The organism is Micromonospora sp. NPDC049240 (assembly GCF_040647835.1).
Classification (GTDB): domain Bacteria; phylum Actinomycetota; class Actinomycetes; order Mycobacteriales; family Micromonosporaceae; genus Micromonospora.
Window position 1 is genome coordinate 265,326 of record NZ_JBEZCX010000010.1, and the last position, 22,426, is coordinate 287,751.

The 22,426-nt window shown below is 72.0% G+C and carries 19 protein-coding genes and 2 tRNA genes; 12 read left to right on the forward strand and 9 right to left on the reverse strand.

Features of this window, described 5'->3' with window-relative positions; all coding sequences use genetic code 11:
• Positions 1 to 10: 10 nt before the first annotated feature.
• Positions 11 to 1,687, forward strand: a complete 1,677-nt coding sequence (locus AB0B02_RS17920) for a Na+/H+ antiporter (RefSeq protein ID WP_281935964.1) — start codon at positions 11 to 13, stop codon at positions 1,685 to 1,687.
• Positions 1,688 to 1,716: 29 nt separating this feature from the next.
• Here AB0B02_RS17920 and AB0B02_RS17925 read toward each other — a convergent pair whose 3' ends face one another.
• On the reverse strand, positions 1,717 to 2,436 hold the full coding sequence (locus AB0B02_RS17925; RefSeq protein ID WP_357301432.1) for a TetR/AcrR family transcriptional regulator: 720 nt from the start codon (positions 2,434 to 2,436) through the stop codon (positions 1,717 to 1,719).
• A 30-nt stretch (positions 2,437 to 2,466) separates the two neighbouring features.
• Between AB0B02_RS17925 and AB0B02_RS17930 the strand changes: the two genes are divergently transcribed.
• Positions 2,467 to 3,573, forward strand: coding sequence for an NAD(P)/FAD-dependent oxidoreductase (locus tag AB0B02_RS17930; RefSeq protein WP_357301435.1), 1,107 nt, complete (start codon positions 2,467 to 2,469; stop codon positions 3,571 to 3,573).
• Between the two features lie 61 nt (positions 3,574 to 3,634).
• Here the strand turns inward: AB0B02_RS17930 and AB0B02_RS17935 are convergent, their stop codons facing one another.
• The gene (locus AB0B02_RS17935) at positions 3,635 to 4,204 is read right to left on the reverse strand and encodes a TetR family transcriptional regulator (RefSeq protein WP_357301438.1); all 570 of its coding nucleotides are present in this window, start codon (positions 4,202 to 4,204) and stop codon (positions 3,635 to 3,637) included.
• Between the two features lie 57 nt (positions 4,205 to 4,261).
• On the opposite strand from AB0B02_RS17935, the gene AB0B02_RS17940 reads away from it, so the two are divergent.
• The gene (locus AB0B02_RS17940) at positions 4,262 to 5,002 is read left to right on the forward strand and encodes an SDR family oxidoreductase (RefSeq protein WP_281935972.1); all 741 of its coding nucleotides are present in this window, start codon (positions 4,262 to 4,264) and stop codon (positions 5,000 to 5,002) included.
• A 30-nt stretch (positions 5,003 to 5,032) separates the two neighbouring features.
• Here AB0B02_RS17940 and AB0B02_RS17945 read toward each other — a convergent pair whose 3' ends face one another.
• The 4 genes from AB0B02_RS17945 to AB0B02_RS17960 form a co-directional block, all read right to left on the reverse strand.
• A complete protein-coding gene (locus tag AB0B02_RS17945; RefSeq protein ID WP_281935974.1) occupies positions 5,033 to 5,530 on the reverse strand; it encodes a DinB family protein in 498 nt (165 codons plus the stop codon).
• Between the two features lie 157 nt (positions 5,531 to 5,687).
• Positions 5,688 to 5,763, reverse strand: a tRNA-Lys gene (locus AB0B02_RS17950).
• 61 nt (positions 5,764 to 5,824) lie between these two features.
• On the reverse strand, positions 5,825 to 8,905 hold the full coding sequence (locus AB0B02_RS17955; RefSeq protein WP_357301441.1) for a VWD domain-containing protein: 3,081 nt from the start codon (positions 8,903 to 8,905) through the stop codon (positions 5,825 to 5,827).
• Positions 8,906 to 8,993: 88 nt separating this feature from the next.
• A complete protein-coding gene (locus tag AB0B02_RS17960) occupies positions 8,994 to 9,374 on the reverse strand; it encodes a VOC family protein (RefSeq protein ID WP_281935977.1) in 381 nt (126 codons plus the stop codon).
• A gap of 21 nt (positions 9,375 to 9,395) precedes the next feature.
• On the opposite strand from AB0B02_RS17960, the gene AB0B02_RS17965 reads away from it, so the two are divergent.
• The 7 genes from AB0B02_RS17965 to AB0B02_RS17995 all read left to right on the forward strand — a co-directional run bounded on the left by AB0B02_RS17965 (position 9,396) and on the right by AB0B02_RS17995 (position 15,240).
• Complete coding sequence (locus AB0B02_RS17965) at positions 9,396 to 9,773, forward strand: hypothetical protein (RefSeq protein ID WP_357301444.1); 378 nt, start codon at positions 9,396 to 9,398, stop codon at positions 9,771 to 9,773.
• A gap of 343 nt (positions 9,774 to 10,116) precedes the next feature.
• The gene (locus AB0B02_RS17970) at positions 10,117 to 11,283 is read left to right on the forward strand and encodes a glycosyltransferase (protein ID WP_281935979.1); all 1,167 of its coding nucleotides are present in this window, start codon (positions 10,117 to 10,119) and stop codon (positions 11,281 to 11,283) included.
• Positions 11,280 to 12,599, forward strand: coding sequence for an aromatic ring-hydroxylating dioxygenase subunit alpha (locus AB0B02_RS17975; RefSeq protein ID WP_357301448.1), 1,320 nt, complete (start codon positions 11,280 to 11,282; stop codon positions 12,597 to 12,599). Before AB0B02_RS17970 ends, AB0B02_RS17975 begins: the two co-directional genes overlap by 4 nt.
• Positions 12,596 to 13,108, forward strand: coding sequence for an aromatic-ring-hydroxylating dioxygenase subunit beta (locus AB0B02_RS17980; RefSeq protein ID WP_281935983.1), 513 nt, complete (start codon positions 12,596 to 12,598; stop codon positions 13,106 to 13,108). Before AB0B02_RS17975 ends, AB0B02_RS17980 begins: the two co-directional genes overlap by 4 nt.
• Before the next feature lie 7 nt (positions 13,109 to 13,115).
• Positions 13,116 to 14,327, forward strand: coding sequence for an MFS transporter (locus AB0B02_RS17985; RefSeq protein ID WP_357301452.1), 1,212 nt, complete (start codon positions 13,116 to 13,118; stop codon positions 14,325 to 14,327).
• A gap of 2 nt (positions 14,328 to 14,329) precedes the next feature.
• Positions 14,330 to 14,710, forward strand: coding sequence for a carboxymuconolactone decarboxylase family protein (locus tag AB0B02_RS17990; protein ID WP_281935987.1), 381 nt, complete (start codon positions 14,330 to 14,332; stop codon positions 14,708 to 14,710).
• Positions 14,707 to 15,240 (forward strand): hypothetical protein, encoded by a 534-nt coding sequence (locus AB0B02_RS17995; RefSeq protein ID WP_281935988.1) that lies wholly within the window; start codon positions 14,707 to 14,709, stop codon positions 15,238 to 15,240. The genes AB0B02_RS17990 and AB0B02_RS17995 overlap by 4 nt, the downstream gene beginning before the upstream one ends.
• Here AB0B02_RS17995 and AB0B02_RS18000 read toward each other — a convergent pair.
• A complete protein-coding gene (locus AB0B02_RS18000; protein ID WP_281935989.1) occupies positions 15,183 to 15,938 on the reverse strand; it encodes an NAD(P)H-dependent oxidoreductase in 756 nt (251 codons plus the stop codon). The genes AB0B02_RS17995 and AB0B02_RS18000 overlap by 58 nt on opposite strands.
• 131 nt (positions 15,939 to 16,069) lie before the next feature.
• Between AB0B02_RS18000 and AB0B02_RS18005 the strand changes: the two genes are divergently transcribed.
• On the forward strand, positions 16,070 to 17,176 hold the full coding sequence (locus AB0B02_RS18005; protein ID WP_357301458.1) for a polysaccharide deacetylase family protein: 1,107 nt from the start codon (positions 16,070 to 16,072) through the stop codon (positions 17,174 to 17,176).
• Between the two features lie 35 nt (positions 17,177 to 17,211).
• Complete coding sequence (locus tag AB0B02_RS18010) at positions 17,212 to 18,786, forward strand: cellulose binding domain-containing protein (RefSeq protein ID WP_357301461.1); 1,575 nt, start codon at positions 17,212 to 17,214, stop codon at positions 18,784 to 18,786.
• Between the two features lie 178 nt (positions 18,787 to 18,964).
• On the opposite strand, the gene AB0B02_RS18015 is transcribed toward AB0B02_RS18010, so the two are convergent.
• Together AB0B02_RS18015 and AB0B02_RS18020 are read right to left on the reverse strand one after the other, a co-directional pair.
• Positions 18,965 to 21,664, reverse strand: a complete 2,700-nt coding sequence (locus tag AB0B02_RS18015) for a ricin-type beta-trefoil lectin domain protein (protein WP_357301465.1) — start codon at positions 21,662 to 21,664, stop codon at positions 18,965 to 18,967.
• Between the two features lie 536 nt (positions 21,665 to 22,200).
• Positions 22,201 to 22,276: transfer RNA gene (locus AB0B02_RS18020), tRNA-Lys, on the reverse strand.
• Between the last annotated feature and the right edge of the window lie 150 nt (positions 22,277 to 22,426).

The following is a 22,426-nucleotide window of genomic DNA, read 5'->3' on the forward strand; positions in this document are numbered from 1 at the left end:
GTCGGTCGAGGTGAGCATCCACTCGACGTTGTTGTTCGTGCTCGCCGCCGTCGCGGTCATCATCGCCGTGCGGTGGGTGGCGGCCCGCACCGGCCTGCCGGCGGCGGCGCTCCTGCCGCTCATCGGCATCGCGTACGCGCTGCTCCCCGGCCCCAACGTCGGCCTCGATCCCGACCTCGTCCTGATGGTCGTGCTGCCGCCGTTGCTCTACAGCGCGGCGCTGGACTCCTCCCTGCTCGACCTGCGCCGCAACCTGCGCATCGTGGTCAGCCTCTCGGTGGTGCTGGTGCTCCTCACCGGGCTGCTCGTCGGCATCGGGTTCCACCTGTTCGTCGCCGGCGCGACGCTGGCCGCCGGGATCGCGGTCGGCGCCGCCGTCGCGCCGCCGGACCCGGTGGCGGCGCTGGCGGTCGGCCGCCGGGTCAACCTGCCGCCCAAGATGGTCACGATCATTCAGGGTGAGGGGCTGCTGAACGACGCCACCGCGCTGACCATGCTCAGCGTCGCGGTGGCCGCCGCCGTCGGCGGGACGTTCTCCTTCCCCGGCGCCGTCGCCCAGTTCGTCGTCGCGGCGGTCGGCGGCGTCGCCGTGGGCGCCGCCGTCGCCTGGGCGAAGCGGCTGGCCCGACCGCTCACCGCGGATCCGTTGCTGTCCAACGCGATCTCGCTCGCGACCCCGTTCGTCGCCTACCTGATCGGCGAGGAGCTGCACGTCTCCGGCGTGCTCGCGGTGGTGGTCGCCGGGCTGATCGTCGGCCACCAGACGCCCCAGTTCGGGTCCGGCGCGGCCCGGCTCCAGACCAACGCGGTGTGGCGGCTGGTCGACTTCCTTCTGGAGGGGTTCGTCTTCCTGCTGATCGGCCAGCAGCTCCCCGAGGTCGTCAAGAACCTGCGCCAGTACGACACCTCGACAATCGTCACCGCCGTCGCGGTGTCCGTCGGCGTGGTGTTGCTGCTGCGTCCCGCCTGGCTGGTCCTGACCCAGTCGCTCCCCCGGTCGCTGCACACCCGGCTCGGTGGCATCGCCGAGCCGGACGACGCCGACGAGCCGGCGAGCGCCCGGCAGGTCGCCCGCGCCGACCGCAACGCCGACCGGCTGACCGCACGGGAGGTGGCGGCGCTGAGCTGGTCCGGCACGCGCGGCGTGATCAGCCTGGCCGCGATCTTCACGCTGCCGCTCACCACCGACGGCGGCGCTCCTTTCCCGGACCGTGACCTGCTGCTGTTCTGCACGTTCGTGGTCGTCCTGGTGACGCTCGTCGGGCAGGGCCTGACGTTCGCGCCGCTGGTGCGCCGGCTCGGCCTGCGCGCCAACGAGGCCGACCAGGCCCGGGTACGCAACGAGGCCCGCTCCGCCGCGGTGGAGGCCGCCCTGGCCCGCCTCGACGCCGTCGCCGCCGAGGATCCGGAGAGCGGCGTCGCCGTCAACACCATCCGTGCCCAGCTACTGACCCGCCTGGCCCGCTACCGGGGCCGGCTCGACCTGATCGAGCAGAGCGGCTCGTCCGAGATGCCCACCTCACCGGCGTACGAGACGGCGCTGCGGGTCCGCCGGGCGACCATCGACGCGCAGCGCGAGGAGCTGGTCCGCTGGCGGGACTCCGGCCGGCTGCCCGACGAGGAACTCCGCGTGCTGGAGCGCGAACTCGACCACGAGGAGCTGCTGCTCCCGAAGCGGTCCACCTGACCGGTCGCCGCGGACCCGACCCGGGGCGGTCACGGACGGCCGGTGATGCCGTCCAGCACGGTGACCAGGTTGTGGTGGAACGTTTCCGCGGCGTCGAGGTGGGCGCCGTCGACGACGAGCCGGGCGACTGTCGGATAACGACCGGTGTCGAGCATGCGGGTCAGGTAGGGCCCGAGGGCGGTCTGCCAGGCGGCCACGTCGGTGCCGGTCGACCGGGCGGTGCGCCGCTCGGTGATCTCCCGGCGGAGCGCCCCGACGACGAACGCGTTGAGCGCGCCCAGGCCCCGTTGCAGATCGTCGATCCCGCGTACGGCGGGGGCCCGGCTGAGCGCCGCCGCGGTCGCCTCGGCCACGGCGAGCGCGTGCGGGCCCAGGTGGGGACGCGCGCCGAGCAGGTCGACGAACCACTCGTGCGCGAGCGCGGCCTCCCGGGTCCGGTGCATGACGGCCAGCACCGTGTCGCGCCACCCGTCGTGCCGGTCGGCCTCGGCGATGCCGGCGTACACCGCGTCGACCATCAGGTCGAGCAGCTCGGACCGGTTGAGCACATAGTCGTAGAGCCGCATCGGGCCGACGTCGAGTGCCTTGGCGAGCTTGCGGATCGACACCCCGTCGAGGCCGTCCGCGTCGGCGAGCCGGATCGCGACGGCGGCGATCCTCGCCCGGCTCAACGGCACCGGCGCCGCCCGCGGCTGAGGTTCGGGGCGTTCCCAGACCGGCAACGGTACGCTACCGTACGGTGTATACATGAAATACAGCGTACGTTAAAGGAGGCGGCGATGCGAATCGCGATCGCCGGTGGCGGCCTGGGCGGCCTGACCCTGGCCCGGATCCTGCACCGGCACGGCATCGACGCGGTGGTCCACGAGCGCGAGGCCGACCGCACGACGCGTTCCCCGGGCGGGATGCTGGACCTGCACCCCGAGTCCGGCCAGCGGGCGCTGGACGAGGCGGGCCTCACCGGCCGGTTCCGGTCCGAGGCGCGGCCGGAGGGCGAGGAACACCGCATCCTCGACCCGGCCGGTCGCACCCTCGTGCACCACGAGCCGCAGCCCGGCTCGTTCGACGGCCGCCCCGAGATCGACCGCGGCGTACTGCGCGACCTGCTGCTCGACTCGCTGCCCGCCGGCACGGTCAGGTGGCGGCACCGACTCGTCGCGGCAGCGCCACGCCCCGGCGGCGGCTTCCGGCTGACGTTCGACGGCGGCCACCACGACGACTGCGACGTCCTCATCGGCGCGGACGGCGCCCGCTCGGTCGTCCGGCCGCTGCTCACCGACGCTCCCCTCGCCGCCGTGTCCACCATGGTGGAGCTCCGCATCGGCGACGCGGACCGGCGCCACCCGGAGGTCGCCGAGCTGGTCGGCCCCGGCAACCTCTGGGGCGTCGGGGTACGCCAGATCCTGTCCGCGCAACGCCTCGGCGACGGCAGCATCCGGGTCGGGATCTCCCTGCCCCCGGACGACCGGCACCCGGACACCTGCCGCACCAAGCGCGACCTGCTGGCCCTCTTCGACGACTGGAGCCCCCGCCTGACCGCACTCATCGAAGCCGGCGACGGGCCGCCGATCCTCCGCCGGATCCAGGCCATGCCCACCGGCACCCGCTGGACGCACCGCCCCGGCGTCACCCTCATCGGCGACGCCGCCCACCTCATGCCGCCGGTCGGCGAGGGCGCCAACCAGGCCATGCTCGACGCGGCGGAACTCGCCGCCCAGCTCGTCCGCACCCCCGCCGACCCGGACGCGGCGATCCGGGCCTACGAGGAGGCGATGTTCCGCCGGATCCAGCCGATCGCCGAGATGTCCGCACGGGTCCAGGCGATGATGCTGTCGCCCACCGCCGCCGACGAGATCGTCCGCTTCTTCACGCCGGCGCCGGGCTGACGCGTCGGCGCGTGCGGCCCCCGGCCGGCCGCACCGGGCGGTGGCCGGACGGGCACCCGACTCAGGCCGGGCCCGCCCGGAGCCCGTCGACCAGGATGGCGAGCAGCCGGGACCCGCGGGCGTCGAGTTCGGCGTCGTCCAGGCGCGACAGCCAGCTGATGAGCACGATGACGTCGCGGGCGTCCGCGTCGGGACGGATGGTGCCCGCCGCGCGGCCGGCGGCGAGCAGCAGCTCGACCGACTCGCCGATCGGGCCCAGGCTGTGCGCGGCCAGGCCGCGCCAGGTGGCCGCCTCCACGGCGGCGAACACGTCGCGCTTGACCCGGGCGTACGCGGCCACCCGGTCGAACCAGGCCGCGAGCGCGTCCACCGGCTGGTGTCGGGCCAACAGTCGCGGGGCAGCGGCGACCAGCTCGTCGACCTCCTGGCGGTAGACCTCGGCCAACAGGTCCTCCCGGGTCGGGAAGTGCCGGTACAACGTCCCCTGCCCGATGCCGCACGCCTTGGCGACCGCGTTGAGCCTCAGCTCGCCCGGTTGGCGCACCAGCTCGCGGGCCGCCGCGAGGATCCGTTCGCGGTTGAGCTGCGCGTCGGCCCGCCGCGACGAGTGGCCGGTGGCGGAAGCGGACACGTGTCCGCTAGGCTGGTCGGGGTAACCGGACATGTGTCCAGTCTAGGGGGAGGCATCATGGCCATCCAGGGCAAGGTCGTCGCCGTCACCGGCGCCAGCAGCGGTATCGGGGCGGCGACGGCTCGCCACCTCGCGTCGCTCGGCGCGACCGTCGTGCTGGGCGCCCGCCGTACCGACCGGCTGGACCAGCTCGTCGACGAGATCACCACCGCCGGTGGCGCCGCGACCGCCGTACGCGTCGACGTCACCGACGCGGACGACCTCACGTCGCTCGTCGACACCGCCGTGCAGCGGTACGGGCGGCTGGACGTCCTGGTCGGCAACGCCGGGATGACCAGGATCGGCCCACTGGCCGACCTCGACGTGGCCGGCTGGTCGGCCATGATCGAGGTGAACGTCAAGGGCATCCTGCACGGGATCGCCGCCGCGCTGCCGACGTTTCGCCGCCAGGGCAGCGGACACCTGGTCACCGTCGTGTCGACCTCGGGGCTCAAGATCGTCCCCACCCAGGCGGTCTATGCCGGCACGAAGAACGCGGTCCGCACGCTCCTGGAAGCGCTGCGCCAGGAGAGCACCGACGGCTCGCTGCGCACCACGTCGATCTCCCCCGGTTACGTGCGTACCGAGCTGATCGACAACGCGCTGGACGACCCGGCCGCGCGCGAGCAGGCCCGGCAGCACATGGCCGGCCTCGGTATCGACCCGGCGGCGGTGGCCCGGGCGATCGCCTTCGCCATCGACCAGCCCGACGACGTCGAGATCGGCGACCTGACCATCCGGCCCACCCGTCAGGGCTGAGCCGCGGCGCGACCGGGCCCGCGCGGGAGGTCAGCCGTCGAGGAGCTGCTCACGGAGAATGTCCGCGTGCCCGCAGTGCTGGGCCAGCTCACGCAGCACGTGCAGGTACACCCACCGCAGCGGCAGCGGGCCCCGGCGATGTCCACGCAGGACGTCGTCCAGGCCGAGGGACGACGTGGCACGTCGGGACGCCGCACAGGCGTCGCGGTGCGCCTGCCGCACCGTGGCGATCGTGTCGCCGTCGTCGAGGACGAACGACTCCTCCGACCGCTCCGGGATGCCGATCTCGGCGCGCGACCGGCCGGTGACGGCCTCGTCGAACCAGACCTTCTCCACGAAGGTCGCGTGCTTCACCAGACCCAGCAGCGTGGTCCGGGAAGCGACGAGCGACCGGCGTGCCTGCTCCTCGGTCAGCCCGTCCAGGCAGCCGGCGAGCGCGTCGCGGTGCTCGTCGAGGAACGCCTCGAACTGGGCGCCGGGCGGCAACGCGACGACCCGGTCGGCGAAGGTGGGTGGAAAGGAAGGCATGGCCGAAGCATTCCAGGCCGTCACCCGAGCAGGTGGTGTCGACGGGCGTAGGCCGGGAAATCCGCGCCCGAGCAGGGCAGCCCGACCACCCACCATCGACAACAACGAAAAAGGCCCCGACCCGGTGTGAACACCACCAGGTCAGGGCCTTGATCGTTGGTGCGCCGCCAGGGACTCGAACCCCGAACCCGCGGATTAAGAGTCCGCTGCTCTGCCAGTTGAGCTAGCGGCGCTCACCGACAACGGGACGGAACGTTAGCAGCCTCCGCGCCGGCCCTTGACGGCAGGGCCACCTCATCGCACCGCCAGCGTGACCTCCCCGGTCGCGGCCCCCGACGGATCCACCGACAGCGTGTACTCCCCGGCCGCCGGCAGCGTGGTCGAGTCGATCCCGCCGGCCCCGTTGATCACGCACCCGGTGGCGAGCGTGCTGCCGTCCGGGGCGTTCAGCACCAGCGTGCCGCACTGGTCGGGCAGCGTGGCGGCGGTCGCGGTGACCGTCACCGACGTGCCGGCGGCGGCGGTGAACCGGTAGCCGGTGACCGCCCCGGGCCGGTCGATCCCGGCGACGACCGGCGGCCCGCCGACCGTGATCGTCGCGTCCCGGTCCCGGCCGGTGACCAGGCGCAGCGTGGCCGTGCCGGTGCCGCGCTCGACCGGGTCGACAAGCACCGTGTACGTCCCGTCGGCGGGCAGGAGCGTGCCGTCGACCTCGCCGACGCCGTTGATCACACAGCCGCTGCGCAACAACTGCCCCTCGGCGTCCCGCAACTCCAGCGGGGAGCACTGGTCGGGCAGCGTGCTCTCGGGCACCTCGACGAAGACCCGCTCCCCCTTGCGGCCGGTGAACCGGTACTGCGCCCGGGCGCCGGGCTGCTCGACGGTCGCGGTCACGGCCGGGCCGTTCGGTTGAAGCGTGCCGCCGCTGTCCCGGGCCAGGTAGACCCGGACGGCGGCACGGCCGGCGTCGCCGGGGACGGCGGCGACCCGGATCGCGTACGTGCCGGTGGTGGGGAGGTCGACGCGGTCGACGTAACCGGCGCCGTTGATGTTGCAGCCGCTCGCGATCTCCCGCCCACCGGGGTCGACGAGCAGGTACGGCGAGCAGCGGTCGTCGATGCCGGGGGCGGTGGCGTCGACGAAGACGGCGTCCCCGGCGCGGCCGGCGAACGTCAGCGGCTCACCGCCCGGCGTCAGGCTGGCGGTGGCCACCGGCACGGCGGTGATCGGCGCGGCGGCCGGCGGGGCGACGCGTTCGGTGGTGGCGACGGCGACGGCGAACTCGGGGCGTCCGCTGACCGCGACGTCGAAGACGCACTCGGCGAGCGGGCCGGGGGCGGTGACGCCGGCCCACCGGCAGACCTGTTCGGCGGCGGCGCGGCGGGCCGGGTCGAGGTCACCGGCGGTCACCTGCCGCTCGGGGAAGCTCCGGTCGGTGAACCTGCCGGTGTCCTCCCCGGCGTCGTAGGGGAACAGCGAACGGTCCGCGGTGATCCGCCAACTGTCCGCGTACGCCGGGTAGAGCTTCGCGAACGGCGCCGGCTGGGTGAGGGCGGGGCCGGAGGCGGGCGCGATGTCGTCGGCGGGGTCGCCGTCGAAGTCGCCGAGCAGTCCACGCACCTTCCCGGCCCGACCGTCGGCGAGCCGGACCAGCACGCGGTAGCCGTACCGGCCGATCTGGTCGACCGCGGCGGCGGAGCCGTCCGGCCACGTGACGTCGTACCCGTCGGTCGGTCCGGTGTCGGAGGGACGGCGGGTGAGGCTGCCGCCGCCGGCCAGGTCGGTCCGCTCCGGCGGCGCGGCGAGCGGCGTGCCGTCGACGTGGACCCGGGTGGCGCCGTCGGTGAGGGTGAGCGCCAGCCGGTGGGCGCCGACCCGGAACGCGACCGCGGAGTTGACCGAGGCGGTGCGGGTGCCGGCCATCGGCACCTGCCGGACCTGCACCTCCAGCGGGTCACCGCCGACGGCGGCGACCAGCGTGAACTCGCCGACGGCCTGGAAGTCGTAGTAGACCCGGTCGAAGGTGACCAGATGGGGGTCGCCGTTGCTGCCGCCGCAGTCGGCCCCGTCCTCGCAGAGCTTCACCGGGCCCTTCGGCGGGGGCGTCTTCTTCGCCGGCTTCTTGCACTCGTCGAGGCTCTTCGGCAGCGGGTTTCCCTTGTACTGGGTGCGCGGCGGCAGGCCCTTCGCCGCCCGGTAGCGGTTCTCCGCGAGCGTCGCCTTCACCTCCGCGGTGGGGATCCCGGTGCTCCCGCACTGGCCCGCCGGGACCGCGTCGCGGGAGATGTCGTCGGCGTGGTTCAGCTCGTGGTAGAGCGCGGCGCAGGGGTTCCGGGCCACCCCGTCCTCGTACGGGTCGGTGGACGCCGGGTTCCAGGTGACCGTGGACGAGCCCTTGCCGTCGGCGCTCTCCGGCGTCTCGAACGCGCCCGAGCCGCCCGGGGTGGGGATGATCCGCACCTTGGGGCTCTTCTTGTCCTTCAACCGGGGTAGCAGGCCGGCCGGGTCGCCGCCGGGCAGCGCGAACCCGGCCAGGCAGCCGTCGACCGCGGCCTGGAAGTCGACGCCGCTGACCGGCACGCCGGCGGTCGGGTCGACCGAGTAGTCGGCCCGGGCGGGCCGCGAACCGCCGCCGACCAGCGCGCCGACCGCGACGAGCAGCAGTGCCACGCCGGCGGCGGCCGGCCGACGGTGGCGGCGTACCCACAGCAGGACCACCAGCGCGCCGACGAGGAGCACCAGCAGCAATGCCCCGGCGGCCGGCCAGAGCCAGCGGCGGACGGGCGCGCCGCCGTCGCCGATCGTGAACGTGGTGGTCCGCAGTTCCGTCGCGCCCGGGCAGGGGTTCGCCGCGCCGGTGACCGGCAGCGTCACGTAGCCGGCCGTGATCTCGTACCGGCCGGCGGCGCCGACCGGCCAGAGCGAGTCCAGGCCGCCGCCGTCCGCAGTGGCGGCCACCGACCGGAGCACCACGTCGCCGGGCGCGTCGCCGTCGTGCACCCGGAGGCCGGTAAGCGCCACGGTCACGGTCGCGCCCGGCTCGACCGTGGTCAGGCCGGCGGTGGCGGCGGCGGCGATCCCGTCGTCGTGGAAGCTGCGGGCGAGCACCGGCGTGAGGTCGCGCCCGTCCCGGCGTACCCGGGTCACCTGGACGGTGCCGGCGGCCTGGGTAGGCAGCGCGCACGCCGCCGCGGTGGTGTTCGTGACGGTGAGATCCAGGCGGACCTGGTCGCCGGCGCGGTAGTCCGCCGTCGGTGGGCGCAGGGCCAGGCCGAGGCCACCGTCGGCGGGCGCCGCGGCGGCGCTCACCGCCCCGGCCACCAGGGCCGTCGCCAGTACGGCGAGCCCGGTCGTGAATCGCACCGTCCACTTCATGGAGGGGACTGTAGGGGCGCGACACCACGATTCCCTGGCTCTGTCGGGGACCGGTCGCTCAGCGGCGGACGAGCGCCCGGCGGACGCGTCACGGCAGGGCGGCGAGGCCGATCAGATTGCCCTCCGGGTCGGTGAGGTGGCCGACCACGAGACCGGCGGCGTTGCGCTCGGGCCCCATGACCCGCCTGCCGCCGAGACTCTCCGCCCGCCGCAGTGCCGCCTCCACGTCCGGCACGTTGACATAGAAGACGACGTGACTGTCGAAGCCCGGCCCGCCTCCGATGCCGCCGGGGATCCGCTGCCCGGTCTCGTCGGTGGCGTCCATGAAGCCGTACCGGCCCGCCTCGGAGACCGACGGCGCGACCGGACCGCCGGTCTCGAACCGCCAACCGAACAGGTCACCGAAGTAACCCCGGAGCCGCTCCGGATCCTTGCCGATGATCTCGAAATGGATAACTGGATTGCCCATCGTCCCGACCGGTCCCCTTCGTTGCGTCGTCCGCGCGCGCCGTTCCCGCCCCAGCCCACCGTGGGCGCCACCTCGGTGCTGCTGTTCCTGCGCACCGCCGGCCGCCCCGACCCCGGCGATCCGCCGTCGACCGGTCGCGTCGAGCTGGCCGAACGGGTCTGGACCGTCCGCACCGCCGCCGGCCGGACAGAGATCGCGCCGGGCGGGCCACCCGCACCGGAGTACGACCTCCGGACCGACCCGGCGACCCTCAACGCGGCGCTGGACGCACCGGACACCCTCGACACAGCCCTGCGCGATGGCCGCGCCACGTTCAGCGGCGACCGCGGCGCGCTCGACCGGCTGCTGCGCGCGGTGGCCCGCCAGTCGCCCGTCGGCGGACATCCACCCCAGCCGTAGGTGGCGGCTGAGACCGCCCTCGTAGGCCGTCCCGCGGGGGCGGGGTCGCCAAAGGCAACGGCGAGAGCGCACCCGGCATTGCCTTTTGTCGACCAAATGCGTCCAACCACTCAGATTCGTCCGAAACACTCAAGTGCCAATCATCCGAAGCCCTGACGACGTTTGCACGCCGTCAACCGAAGACGGATGACAGACACGAAGCATTGACATCGATCCCTCCTCCCGGCAGGCTCTGCGCAACGCCGGAAAACGGGCCGCATTTCAGCCTTTCCTTTCGCTGACGCGCCTTTTCCGCGCGCTTGAGGACGAGTTGACACCGCTTTCCCGACGGATCGGAGATCTGATGCGCGTCGCCCTCCTGACCACGACGCAGCACGGTCATCTGAACCCGTACGTTCCGGTGGTCAACGCGCTCCGCGCCGCCGGCGGCGAGGTCACGCTGCTGCTGTTGTCAGCGGACGGAGGCATGCTCGACGACCAGCGCCGCCAGGCCCTCGGCACCACGCCGGTCCACCTGATCGGGAAGGTCGAGATGGCGCCGTGGAGCGACGATCCGGCGAAGATCGGCGCGATGCTCCAGGCGTCCCCGGTGGCGGACCAGACGACCGACGCGCTGCGCGCGACGGCACCGGACTTCGTGCTCGTCGACTCGCTGCCGGTCACCGCGTCGGCCATGGTCGGCACCGAGACCTCCGGCATTCCGTACGGGATGATCTGGGCCAACCTGGGTGGCGTCTGCCCGCGCGAACACCGACGGGGACGCTGGGCCTACGACGAGCAGGTCGGCGACTATCTGACCCGGCACGGGGTGCGGTGGTCAACCCGGACCCATTCGGCGCGATCGCCGATTCTCAATCTGATGCCGACGATTCCCGCACTCATCGGGAACGACGGCGTGACCGACGACGGCGTGCGGCTGATCGGGCTGCCGGGCGCGGCCGGAACCCGCGGCGACGAGGTGGCCTTCGCCGGACTCGACCGGATCGAGCCGGGCCGTCCGGTGGTGTACGTCTCCTTCGGCACGATCTTCTACCGGCGACCCGACCTGCTGCGCACGGTCATCACCGGCGCGGCGGCCACCGGCGCCCAGGTGATCGCCGCGGTCGGCGACCTCGCCGAGGACCTCGCGTTGCCCGACGACGTGCTCACCGCCCCGTACCTGCCGCAACGCGAGGTGCTCGAACGCGCCGACGTGTTCGTCACCCACGGCGGGTACAACTCCGTGGCCGAGTCGATCCGCGCGGCGACACCGATGCTGGTGATCCCGCTGGCGGTGGATCAGCCGGTGCAGGCGCACTTCGTGGGCGGCGCGGGCTTCGGGACCGCGTTGGCGCCGGCCGACGTCACCGCGCGGGCGGTCACCGACGCCGTCACCGACCTGCTCGACCCCACCCGGGACTACCGGGCCCGGCTGCGCGCCGCACAGCCGGAGTGCGGCGACTCCGCCGCGCGGACGGCGGAGCTGGTCCTCGACACGGCCGGGACGCTCCGGCGCGAGGAGAAGCGGTGACCACCGAGCCACGGCGACCGGCGGGCGACCCGATCGTGCTCGACGACCAGGAGCGCCACTCCTTCCGGGTGGACCGCCGCGCCTACACCGACGACGAGCTGGCCGCCCGGGAGATGACCAGGATCTTCGACCGCTGCTGGCTGTACGTCGGGCACGAGTCGGAGGTGCCCGGACCGGGCTCCTACGTGGCACGTGACGTCGGCGGGCGGCCGGTGGTCATGGCCCGCGGGTCCGACGGGGTGATCCGGGTGTTCGCGAACAGCTGCCCGCACCGCGGGGCGCTGATCTGCGCGGAGCCGGCCGGGCAGGCCAGGTCGTTCCGGTGCCCCTACCACGACTGGACGTTCTCCAACCGGGGCGACCTGGTCGGGGTCCCGATCCCGGACGGGTACGGACCGGGCTTCCGGAAGGCGGACCACGGCCTCACGCAGCACCGTGGTGACGCCTACCGCGGATTCGTGTTCGTCACCTTCGACCCCGGGCAGCGGCGCACCCTGACCGAGTACCTGGCGGGCGCGACGGAGTACCTCGACCTGATCGACGACCAGTCCGAGGTCGGGATGGAGGTGATCCAGGGCGCGCAGCTCCACGGCGCGCGGGCCAACTGGAAGCTCATGATGGAGAACAGCGTCGACATCTACCACTTCCGGGCCCTGCACAAGCGTTACGTCGGCTACATGGAGTCGCTGGGGTCGGTGCCACCACGACGGCGAGGCGGCTTCGGCTGCGCCCTCGGGCTGGGACACGGCGCCAACGAGCTGCCACCGGCGGCGGCCCGCCCGCTCGCGTACTGGACGCCGATGTTCAGCCCGGAGGTCCGGCCGCGGATCGAGGCGACGGCCGCCCGGTTCGTCGACAGGTTCGGCGCCGAGCGCGCGGAGCGGATCACCGGCACCAACCGCGCGTTGCTGATCTTCCCCAACTTGATGATCATCGACGCGATCGCGATCACGATCCGCAAGATCGACCCGATCGCCCCCGACCGGATGGCCATCACCTCGGTCGCGCTGGCCCCGAAGGACGAGGAGCCGGACATCCGGGAACTCCGCAAGAGCCACTACCTGACGTTCCTCGGTCCCGCCGGCTTCGCCACCCCCGACGACATCGAGATCATCGAATCCTGCCAGCGGGGTTACCTCAACCGGTCGGTCCGCTACTCGGACCTGTCCCGCGGCATGAACAGGGCCGTACCGGAGACGACGGACGAGCTTCCCGCCCGCGAGTTCTGGCGCCAGTGGGATCGGCTGATGCACGGCGACGACGATCACCACGAGATCGCTCGGCCGGCGGAGCGGCAGGGGGCGGAACCGCGATGACCATCGAGCTGACCGTCGACGAATCGGCCCAGGTGCGGTTGTGGCACCGGGTGAACCAGTTCCTCTTCCGGGAGGCGCGACTGCTCGACGAGTGGCGCCTGCGCGAGTGGTACGACGAGATGCTGACCGACGACATCCGCTACCGGGTGCCGGCCACCGACGTCCGCGACGAGGGGGCGAACGTGCTCGGGCTCATCGACGACGACGCCGCCCGCCTGCGCCAGCGCATCGACCAGCTCCTCACCGGCGAGGTGTGGTGCGAGAACCCACGATCGCGGACGAACCGGCTGGTCAGCAACGTGGAGATCCTGACCGACCGGGGCACCCACCTCGACGTGGCGGCCAATGTCGTCGTACACCGGTTCGGGCACGGGCGCTCCGACGCCTACGTCGGGAAGTACCGGTTCGAGCTGGTCGCCGAGGGCGGGTCGTTCCGGGCCCGGCGCCGGGTCGTGGTGCTGGACCACGAGACGCTGGTCGAGCACGGAAAGCTCAGCATCATCCTGTGACCGGGCAGTGAAGACGGCCGTTCCGGGCAGCGTCCCACCCGTCGCCGCCGCCCGACCGGGTCTCCCGCGCGAGGTCTACGTCCTCAGCGTCGTCGGCGGATGCGTCATGATGGGCCTGGGGCTGGTGCTCCCGGTGCTCCCGGTGTACGCGGCGACGTTCGGGGCCGGGCCGACCCGGATCGGCGCGCTCGTCGCCCTGTTCGCGTTGATGCGGCTGGTCGCCAGCCCGTTCTGCGGCCGGCTGGGCGTGCGTTTCGGGGAGCGGCGGGTCCTGGTCGCCGGCCTGCTGCTCTGTGCGGTCTCCTCGGCGCTGACGGCCTTCGCCGGGTCCTACGGGCAGCTGCTCGTGTTCCGGGGCCTCGGCGGCGTCGGCTCGGTGCTGTTCTCGGTGTCCGCGCTGGCGATGCTCCTGGCGGTCGCGCCGGCCGACCGGCGGGGGCGGGCCAGCGCCGTGTTCGAGGCGGGCTTCCTGCTCGGCGGAGTCTGCGGACCGGCACTGGGCGGCTTCCTCGCGCTCGTCACCCTCGCCACGCCGTTCCTGGCGTACGCCACGATGTTGCTGGCCGCCGCGGTGCTGACGCCGGCGCTGCTGCGCACCGGCCGGACCGCCGGCGCGGAGCCCGGCCGTCCGGTGATCGGACTACCGGCGCTGCTGCGGGACCGACGCTACGTGGTGGCCTGCCTCGCCGCGCTGGCGCAGGGCTGGGTCCTGTTCGGACTGCGCAGCGCACTGGTCCCCACGCTGGTCGTGGTGGCGTGGCGACACGACGTGTCATGGGTGGGATGGGCGTTCACCCTGTCCGCCGCCGTCCAGGCGCTGCTGATCGTGCCGGCCGGCCGGATGGTCGATCGGGCCGGCCGCCGGGCCGCCATGATCACCGGCACCGGTGTGGCGGCGGCCTCCGTCACCGCCCTGGCGTTCGTCGACCGGTACGCCTGGCTCGTCGCGCTGCTCTGCGCGTACGCCGCGGGATCGGCGCTGCTCAACGCCGCGCCGGCCGCGCTGGTCGGTGACGTCGTGGCCGGCCGGGCCGGCAGCGGCGTCGCCGGCTTCTCGATGTGCACCGACGTCGGCGCCGTGGCCGGGCCGGTCGTCGTGGGGCTCGTCGCCGAGCGGGTGAACGTTCCGGCCGCCTTCGCCAGCGGCGCCGCGCTGCTGGCCGTCGCCTTCGTGGCGTCGGGCACGTTGACCACCGTTCGTCCGACCCGAAGGAGTTGACGATGGATCAGTCGGCTGACCGCCACGAGCGGGGTGAGGCCATGTTCCAGCAGGTCTTCGGACGTGAGCCGCGCCCCGGCTCCTACCCGGAGTTCCTGCGGATCACGGTCGACCACCTGTTCGGGGAGATCTGGACCCGCCCGCACCTGAGCGTCGAGGAGCGCGAACTGGTCGCGCTGACCGCTGTCGCGCTGGCCCGGACCGACTGGGAGCTGCGCGGCCACATCGGTGCCGCCCTGCATCTCGGGATGTCGCGGGAGAAGATCGTCGAAGTCATCATCCAGCTCGCCTACTACGGTGGCTGGCCGGTCGCCAACAACGGGCTGCGCGTGGCCCAGGAGGTCTTCGCCGAACTGGACGACGCCACCGGGAGGACCGCGTGACCGGTCAGCCGTCCCCCCTCGACCCGGACGAGAAGGTCGACCTGTGGCGCCAGCGGTTCTTCGAGGCCCAGGCCGCCGCCGAGGAGTTCGTCCTGGGCGAGCACGGCGAGGCGGGGCTGACGGCGTGGATCCGGGCGAACTCCCGCATCACCGCGGCGCTGCTCCGGGCACAACGGCCCGCCGGGGTGTCCGCCACCGACCACTTCATGACCCGGCTGCAACGTCAACTGCTGCTGTACGACTCGGCGGTGACCAGCGAGCGTCAGCCCTCGGGCACCGTCCTGCGCAACACCGACTGCGGGATCCTGCGTTACCGCAGAAAGGCCGCCCGCGCCGGCGTCGTGCTGACGCTCTCCTCACCGTGCACGTACTGCCAGCCCCTCCACGAGACCATCGCCGCCCGCTACCTGGACCCCGACGTCAGGGTGTCGTGTGTGCGGGCCGGCGACGGGTGCACCTGGCGTGCGGAGTCTCACGTCCCGGGCGAGGAGACGGACGGATCGCCGCACCGCGGGCGAGCCGGCGGCTGAACCACCGGCAGCAGCGTGCGCTCGTCGGCCGGCGACCGGCTGCCGGCGAGCGTCATGCCGAGTTGCCGGCCCACTGCCACACACATGTCGAACGCCGCGGTGCGGGTCAGGTCCTGATGATCGTTACGGGTGAAGCAGGCCGACGCCACATTCCGGTTCCGCAACCGCAGGTACCACGGGAACAACGCGCCCAGCGCCGGTTCGGTCAGCATGGTGCGCGAATGCACGATGGTCCCGACCAGCAGGTTGCCGAACGGTCGCTGCCGGGCGTTCATGAAGCTCTTCAGGCGCTCCTGAAAGATCTTCAGCACCGCGGGGACGTTCCCCGCGTACACCGGCATGGCGAGCAGCATCGCCTGCGCACCCTCGGCCAGCTCGACGACGTGCGCGAAGTCGTCGTCGATCGGGCATCGGCCCACCTCGGGATCGAGACAGGTGTCCTCGCCCTCGCACATGGCGATGGAATGGTCGATCAACCGGATCCGCTGGATCTCCGCGCCGTCGACCTCCCGGACGACGCCGCTGATCGCTGCCTCCAGCAGCGCGTCGGTCACCGACGGCAGGCGCTTCTGGGTGCAGGACAACGCAACGATCTTCATTCGGAGGTCCTCCAGGAATTGACGATCGTCGAAGCATAGCGGGATAATCTCCACCGGAGCCGGGCTGGCCACATGCCGAACCTCGCGGTGCGCCGACACCGGCGAACCGTGGGCACCCACCCGACGTCGCTGCCAGCGGGCCGCTGAGCCGAGTCGCGGACCGTCTCCCGGGCGGAGCGAGCCGTGACGGCGCCGAGCAGCACCTCGAACGCCAGCGGGAGAAACCACCGATGACACCCTTCCCGGCCGGACCGACGGCTGCCCCCACCCGATCCTCGCGTCGCCCGACGCTGGTGGCGGCGGCCACCGCCGCGCTGCTGACCGCCGTGACGTCCGGCCTGGCCGTCACCGCCGCGCCCTCGATGGCCGCCGCCTGCACCGGCTACGTGGCCCTGACCTTCGACGACGGGCCCACCCCGGGCAACACCACCACACTGATCAACACGCTCAGGTCAGCCGGCGTACGGGCGACGTTCTTCAACGTCGGCCAGAACGCGCAGAGCAACCCGGCGCTGGTCCGGGCGCAGCGGGACGCCGGCATGTGGATCGGGAACCACAGCTGGACGCACCCGCACATGACCCAGCTCAGCCAGGCGCAGATGGCCTCGGAGATCTCCCAGACGCAGCAGGCGATACAGCAGGCCACCGGCGCGGCCCCGAAGCTGTTCCGGCCGCCCTACCTGGAGTCCAACGCGACGCTGCGGGCGGTCGAGGCCCAGTTCGGGCTGACCGAGATCAACGCCGACGTGGACTCCCAGGACTGGAACAACGCCAGCACCGACCAGATCGTGCAGAACGCCAGCCGGCTCCAGGCCGGCGGGTCCATCCTGATGCACGACTGGCCGGCGAACACGATCGCGGCGATCCCGCGGATCGTCAGCGATCTCGCCAACCGCGGCCTGTGCGCCGGCATGATCTCGCCGGCCACCGGCCGCGCGGTCGCCCCGGACGGCGCCACCCCGCCGCCCAGCACCCCGCCGCCGCCCACCACCGCACCGCCCACCACGCCACCGCCGAGCACGCCGCCGCCGGACCCCTCGGGTGTCTGCACCGCCACCTACCGCCTGGTGAGCAGTTGGACCGGCGGCTTCCAGGGCGAGGTGACGGTGAGCAGCACGGCGGCCATCAGCGGCTGGACGGTGCGGATGACCCTGGCCGGTGGACAGAGCATCAGCAACGTGTGGAACGGCGTGGCCACCGGCGCCAGTGGCCCGGTCAGCGTGCGCAACGCCGCCTACAACGGGGCCCTCAACGCCGGCGGGTCGACGAGCTTCGGCTTCCTCGCCAACGGCAGCAGCTCCCCCGCCCCGAGCGGAATCACCTGCTCCGGCGCGTAGCGCGCCCGTCATCCCGTCGCCCCGGAGGAGCACAGATGCCACCCACCCGTACCCGGCTCCGGTCGGCGGTGGCGGTGTCCACCGCCGTCACCGTCGCCGTCGCCGCCGCACTCACCACCACCGTCTCCGCGCAGGCCGCCGCCGGCTGCCGGGTCGCCTACACCGTCACCAGCCAGTGGCCGGGCGGCTTCGGCGCGAACGTCGACCTCACCAACCTCGGCGATCCGCTCACCAACTGGCGGTTGACCTGGTCGTTCACCGCCGGGCAGGTGGTCGGGCAACTGTGGAACGGCACGGTGGCCCAGTCCGGCGGCCGGGTCACCGTGACCAACACCGGCTGGAACGGCAACCTCGGCACCGGCGCCGGCGCGCAGTTCGGCTTCAGCGGCTCGTGGAACAACTCGTCGAACCCGGCGCCGACCGACTTCGCGCTCAACGGCGTGCCGTGCACCGGAAGCCCGACCCCCACCACGCCTGCGCCGACCACCCCGGCGCCGACCACCGACCCGCCACCGCCCACCGGCCCGCCAGAGACCCACTGGCCACCCACCACCACGCCCACGCCGCCGCCCACCAGCCCGCCGCCGCCGTCCGCCGCGCAGACGAACACGGTGGGGCGCGTCCGGGCGGTCGGGAGCAGCGTCCAGTACACCTGGCCCGGCACCTACTTCGAAGGGCGGTTCCGGGGCACCGGCGTCGGGATCGTGCTCAACGACAGCCAGAACGACTACGCCGTCCAGATCGACGGCACGACCGTCGCCACCCTGGTCACCCCCGGGCAGACCACCTACTGGGTCCGGAACCTCACCGACGCCATCCACACCGTACGGCTCGTCAAACGCACCGAGAGCCCGTGGGCGGCCGGCGAGTTCGGTGGTCTCGTCGCCGCACCCGGTGGCGTGATCCTGGCCAAGCCCGCCGCCCGCAGCCGGCAGATCGAGTTCATCGGCGACTCGTGGACCGCCGGCTACGGCAACATGTCGACGACCCGGGACTGTTCCGCCAACGGCGGGGTCACCCGCAACTCCAACGCCGACGTCACGTTCGGCGCGCTCACCGCACAGAGCCTGGACGCCGACTTCCAGCTCATCGCCTGGTCCGGCCTGGGCATGGTGCGCAACTACAACGGCGGGGGCACCGACAACTTCCGCACCTACTACGAGACCGACCTCCAGGCGCTCTGGAACAGCACCGTGTGGCAGAGGCCGGCCACCTGGCAACCACAACTGGTCGTGGTCGGCCTGGGCATCAACGACTTCTCCACCGCCCTGCACGCCGGTGAGCGGTGGAGCACCCCCGACCAGCTCGCCGCCGACTTCCGGACCGCGTACCTGGGCTTCCTCGACAAGCTGCGGGCCCGCTACGGCCCCGACACGTTCATCGTGCTCACCTACCCGGACCTGTCCGGCACGCCGCTCGCCAGCTCCGTGCAGCAGGTCGTCCGGACCCGGACGGACGCGGGCGACACCCGGGTCCGCTCGCTCTACTACGACGACAACGCGCTGGGCCTGGACAAGCTCGGCTGCGACTGGCACCCGTCGCGGCGCGACGACCAACTCCTCGCCGGCGCGCTCACCCGGTTCATCGGCACCCTGCCGCTGAACTGGTAGCCCGACGTCGAGGTGGGCCCGGCACACCGGGCCCACCTCGGCGAGCGGCACCGAGCGACCGCCTACCGCCCGCGGGACGCGGAGAAGGCCCCGACCCGCGGAAGCGGACATCAGGGCCCTGCTCGTCGGTGCGCCGGCCCGGGGCCGGGCCGAGTCGGCCCGGCCCCGGGGCCGTCGGTCAGTTGCGAAGGCTCCACTGCTGGTTCGTGCCACCGTTGCACGACCAGAGGATAATCTTCGTGCCGTTGGCGGTGGCGGCGCCGTTGGCATCGAGACAGAGTCCGGACTGGACGTTGGTGACGGTGCCGTTGGCGTTGACGTTCCACTGCTGGTTGGTGCCGCCGTGGCAGTCCCAGATGATGACCGTGGTGCCGTTGCTGGCGCCCGCGCCGTTCGCGTCCAGGCACTTGTTGCCGTACACAGTCAGTTGCTTGCCTGCGGTGTAGGCCCACTGCTGGTTCGCGCCGCCGGCGCAGTCCCACAGTTGGACCTGCGTGCCGTTGGTGGTGGCGGAGTTCGGCACCTCGACGCACCGGCCGGACTGGCCGCCCACGAGCCGGCCGCCCGGCTGGCCGGTGCCGGTGCCCTGCTGCCGGACGATCGAGCTGGACTCGGCCGACCGGTTGCCCTGCGCGTCGAGGACGTAGAGCCGGTACTCGCCCTGCGACGTCGGTACGGCGATGGACGTGTCGGTGCCCCCGGCCCTGGTCATCGTCGGGCCGGCGGTGAAGGCGGTGGTGCCGGCGGGAGCCAACCAGACCGCCCTGGTCGCGTCCCCGGCGCTCCGGATCGGAATCGATGCCGTCCCGCTCGTGACGTAGGTGCTGGCCGGCAGGACATGGTTCGGCAGGGACAGGTTGGCCGCCGGGACGATGTCCCGGAACGCGTCCTCCAGCCCGGAGTTGACGGCGATGCCGTACGCCGGTGCCGGCCAGACGTAGTCGGCGGAGACGATGATGTCGTTGATCGTGCTGTTGGGCAGGTTCTTGTTCGAGACCTTGTTGATGGGGCCGTAGGTCTGCGTGATGCTCAGGTCGTGCTTACGCCCGAAGTCGTCGGAGTTGATCATCCAGGTGACGTTCTTGTCCACGCTCAGGACGTTGTCGCGGAAGGTGAGGTACGCCGATCCCTCGTCGGGGTGGAGGCCGTACTTGTGCCCGGACGGCACGCCCTGGAGATAGTTGTTGGTGATCGTGGTGCCCGGTTGGCTGCCCAGTGTGTAGATGGGCGCCGTGTCGCTGAGGCGCTGCACCGTGTCGATGATGTGGTTGTAGCTGATGGTGTTGTTCCGCGCCGTCGTGGTCGGCCGGTTGGGCGCGATCGAGCCCGATGATCCGTCGAAGTTCCACCAGCCCCAACCGAGCGTGATGCCCGCCCACGGCGACTTCTCGATCCGGTTGTGCTGCACCGTCAGGGTGTCGACGAAGTACGCCGAGATGGGGCTGTGGCCGTTGAACAGCACCGCGCTGTCGTAGATGTAGTTGTTCCTGATGGCGATGTTCTTCGGCAGCCCTTCGACCTGCGGGGACCACTTCTCGCGGTTGGTCGACGTCCCGTCGCCGATGTAGACGTGCTGGGGATGGCCGACGGTGACGGCGGAGCCGGCGACGTCGTTGGTGTGGTTGCCGACCAGCTGACTGTTCTGCACGTCGTTGACCATGTTGATGCCGTCGACGCCGGTGTGCTGGACCCGGTTGCGTTGCAGGAGGATCCCGTCGGCGTTCTCCACCTGGATGATGCCCGGGGTGACGTCGACGTTGCGGTAGTAGTAGTCGTGGAAGTTCCGCTTCGCATACGCCTGCGCCCCGAGGTTGCCCTGCTGCGCCTGCTTGAACGACGAACCGGCGACGTTGAACAGGTTCCAGTCCGAGTGCTGGACGGTGAGGCCGGAGAACGTGATGTTGCGAGCGTGACTGCTCGTCGAGGTGCCGGCGACCCGCAACAGGGTGGTCACGTTGTTCGGCGCGAAGACCGACGCGGTCGCCATGTTCTCGGAACTGCTCTTGTAGTAGTAGAGCGTCCGGCTGCCCTTGTCGAAGTAGAACTCACCCGGCGCGTCCAGGAACTCGTAGGCGTTCATCACCTTGTGGCTGCCGCCGGTCTGGGCGTTGCCGTTGAACGCGCCCTGGGCGATGGCGGCGCCCGGCTGCTGGAACAGCGCCACCCGGTTGGCACCGTCGGCACTCGTGGTCACCTGGCGGACCCCCACGATCGCCGTGGTCCAGGTCGTCCCCGTCTCGATCTCGATGTCGTCCTGGTTACGGGCGACGGCGGGGAAGTCGTTCAGGTTGTACTTGGCGCCGTCGCACTGCGACCCCGACTCCCAGGCCCACGCGGCCTGCCCGGCCGTGACGGTGTACGTCCCGTAGCAGCCCGCCGAGCCGATCGTCTTCGACGCCATGTACGCCCGCTTGTCGTTGACGTAGAGCGCGCGCAGTTTGTTGGCGCGGTCGAGCGGCGCCTTCCAGATGTTGCCGCTGTGTTGGGTCCACCCCGCCACCTGCACCCCACCTTCGAGAACGGGGGTCTCGTTGGGGTAGGCGGAATAGCTGACCCGATATCCGTTGGTGCCGGAGTCACCGGCCCCGAACTCGATCGTGCTGTTCACCGGGTAACTTCCACCGCGCAGGTAGACCTGAATGTCGCCCGTCATGCTGGAATTCACCGTACGAACGGCGTCCCTCGCACGTTGCAGGCTCCGAAATGGCGACTGGAGCGTTCCCGGGTTGGCGTCGTTTCCGTCCGGGGCGACATAGTAGGTCTGTTGGACGGCGGCCGAGGCCGGCAGTTGACTCGCGACCACTGCCGGGACCGTGGAGGCGACGGCCAGCACAACTGCCAGCAGTGCCCTTCGAACGGTAGAGACGGCTGGTTTCACGGACCATTCCTTTCGCTTACCGCCGACAGGGCATGTCCGCTGGACAATCGTCCTCGGGGCGCGACGGTGGACCACCGCACGAATAACGGCCGACGGAGAGGAGAACACGGGGGCGATTCCGACCATGGTGGGTCTCTGACTAGGAGCGGCAGGAACAGCCGCGAGGCCACGTGCGCTTCGAGCGAGAAGCACCGCCCGGCGGCACCTACCGTGCCGTCGGTAACGCCCGATGCCCGCTCACACCCGCTTGCCCATGGTCACAGAATTCTGCCTTGCAGCGTAGACGTCAGACGTTTACGGCGCAACCATTCGATCGTCCGTCGACTATGCGTATCGCAATCGACCCAGCCATCCGACCTCTGGGCGGAGATCGACAGGAGGCTCCCGACCGCGCTCGCCGATCATCCTTGCGGCAGCCGGCCCGGTCACCGGTCGTCCGGAGACCACCCGCACCGCCGAGCCGGCGGGCCGAGCCACCATCGGCGTACGCGAAGAAGGCCCCGACCGACGCGGAGCGCCTTTCGGGGCCTTGCTGCTGGTGCGCCGCCAGGGACTCGAACCCCGAACCCGCGGATTAAGAGTCCGCTGCTCTGCCAGTTGAGCTAGCGGCGCTCGCTGACAACGGGAAGAACCTTAGCATGCCCGCCGAGCGGGGTTCCAATCCGATACCGGGGTCCACCCTTCGGACGAGCTTAACCGACAAAAACGACCAAAACCGACAGCCGAGCCCCTACGGGGACGGGCGTCCTGGCGTCGATGGGG

Bases quoted from the DNA above. Each gene is read 5' to 3' on its own strand.
- AB0B02_RS17925 (WP_357301432.1), bottom strand. From the start codon at position 2,436: ATGTATACACCGTACGGTAGCGTACCGTTGCCGGTCTGGGAACGCCCC.
- AB0B02_RS17930 (WP_357301435.1), top strand. From the start codon at position 2,467: ATGCGAATCGCGATCGCCGGTGGCGGCCTGGGCGGCCTGACCCTGGCC.
- AB0B02_RS17940 (WP_281935972.1), top strand. From the start codon at position 4,262: ATGGCCATCCAGGGCAAGGTCGTCGCCGTCACCGGCGCCAGCAGCGGT.
- AB0B02_RS17945 (WP_281935974.1), bottom strand. From the start codon at position 5,530: ATGCCTTCCTTTCCACCCACCTTCGCCGACCGGGTCGTCGCGTTGCCG.
- AB0B02_RS17955 (WP_357301441.1), bottom strand. From the start codon at position 8,905: ATGAAGTGGACGGTGCGATTCACGACCGGGCTCGCCGTACTGGCGACG.
- AB0B02_RS17960 (WP_281935977.1), bottom strand. From the start codon at position 9,374: ATGGGCAATCCAGTTATCCATTTCGAGATCATCGGCAAGGATCCGGAG.
- AB0B02_RS17970 (WP_281935979.1), top strand. From the start codon at position 10,117: ATGCGCGTCGCCCTCCTGACCACGACGCAGCACGGTCATCTGAACCCG.
- AB0B02_RS17980 (WP_281935983.1), top strand. From the start codon at position 12,596: ATGACCATCGAGCTGACCGTCGACGAATCGGCCCAGGTGCGGTTGTGG.
- AB0B02_RS17990 (WP_281935987.1), top strand. From the start codon at position 14,330: ATGGATCAGTCGGCTGACCGCCACGAGCGGGGTGAGGCCATGTTCCAG.
- AB0B02_RS18005 (WP_357301458.1), top strand. From the start codon at position 16,070: ATGACACCCTTCCCGGCCGGACCGACGGCTGCCCCCACCCGATCCTCG.
- AB0B02_RS18010 (WP_357301461.1), top strand. From the start codon at position 17,212: ATGCCACCCACCCGTACCCGGCTCCGGTCGGCGGTGGCGGTGTCCACC.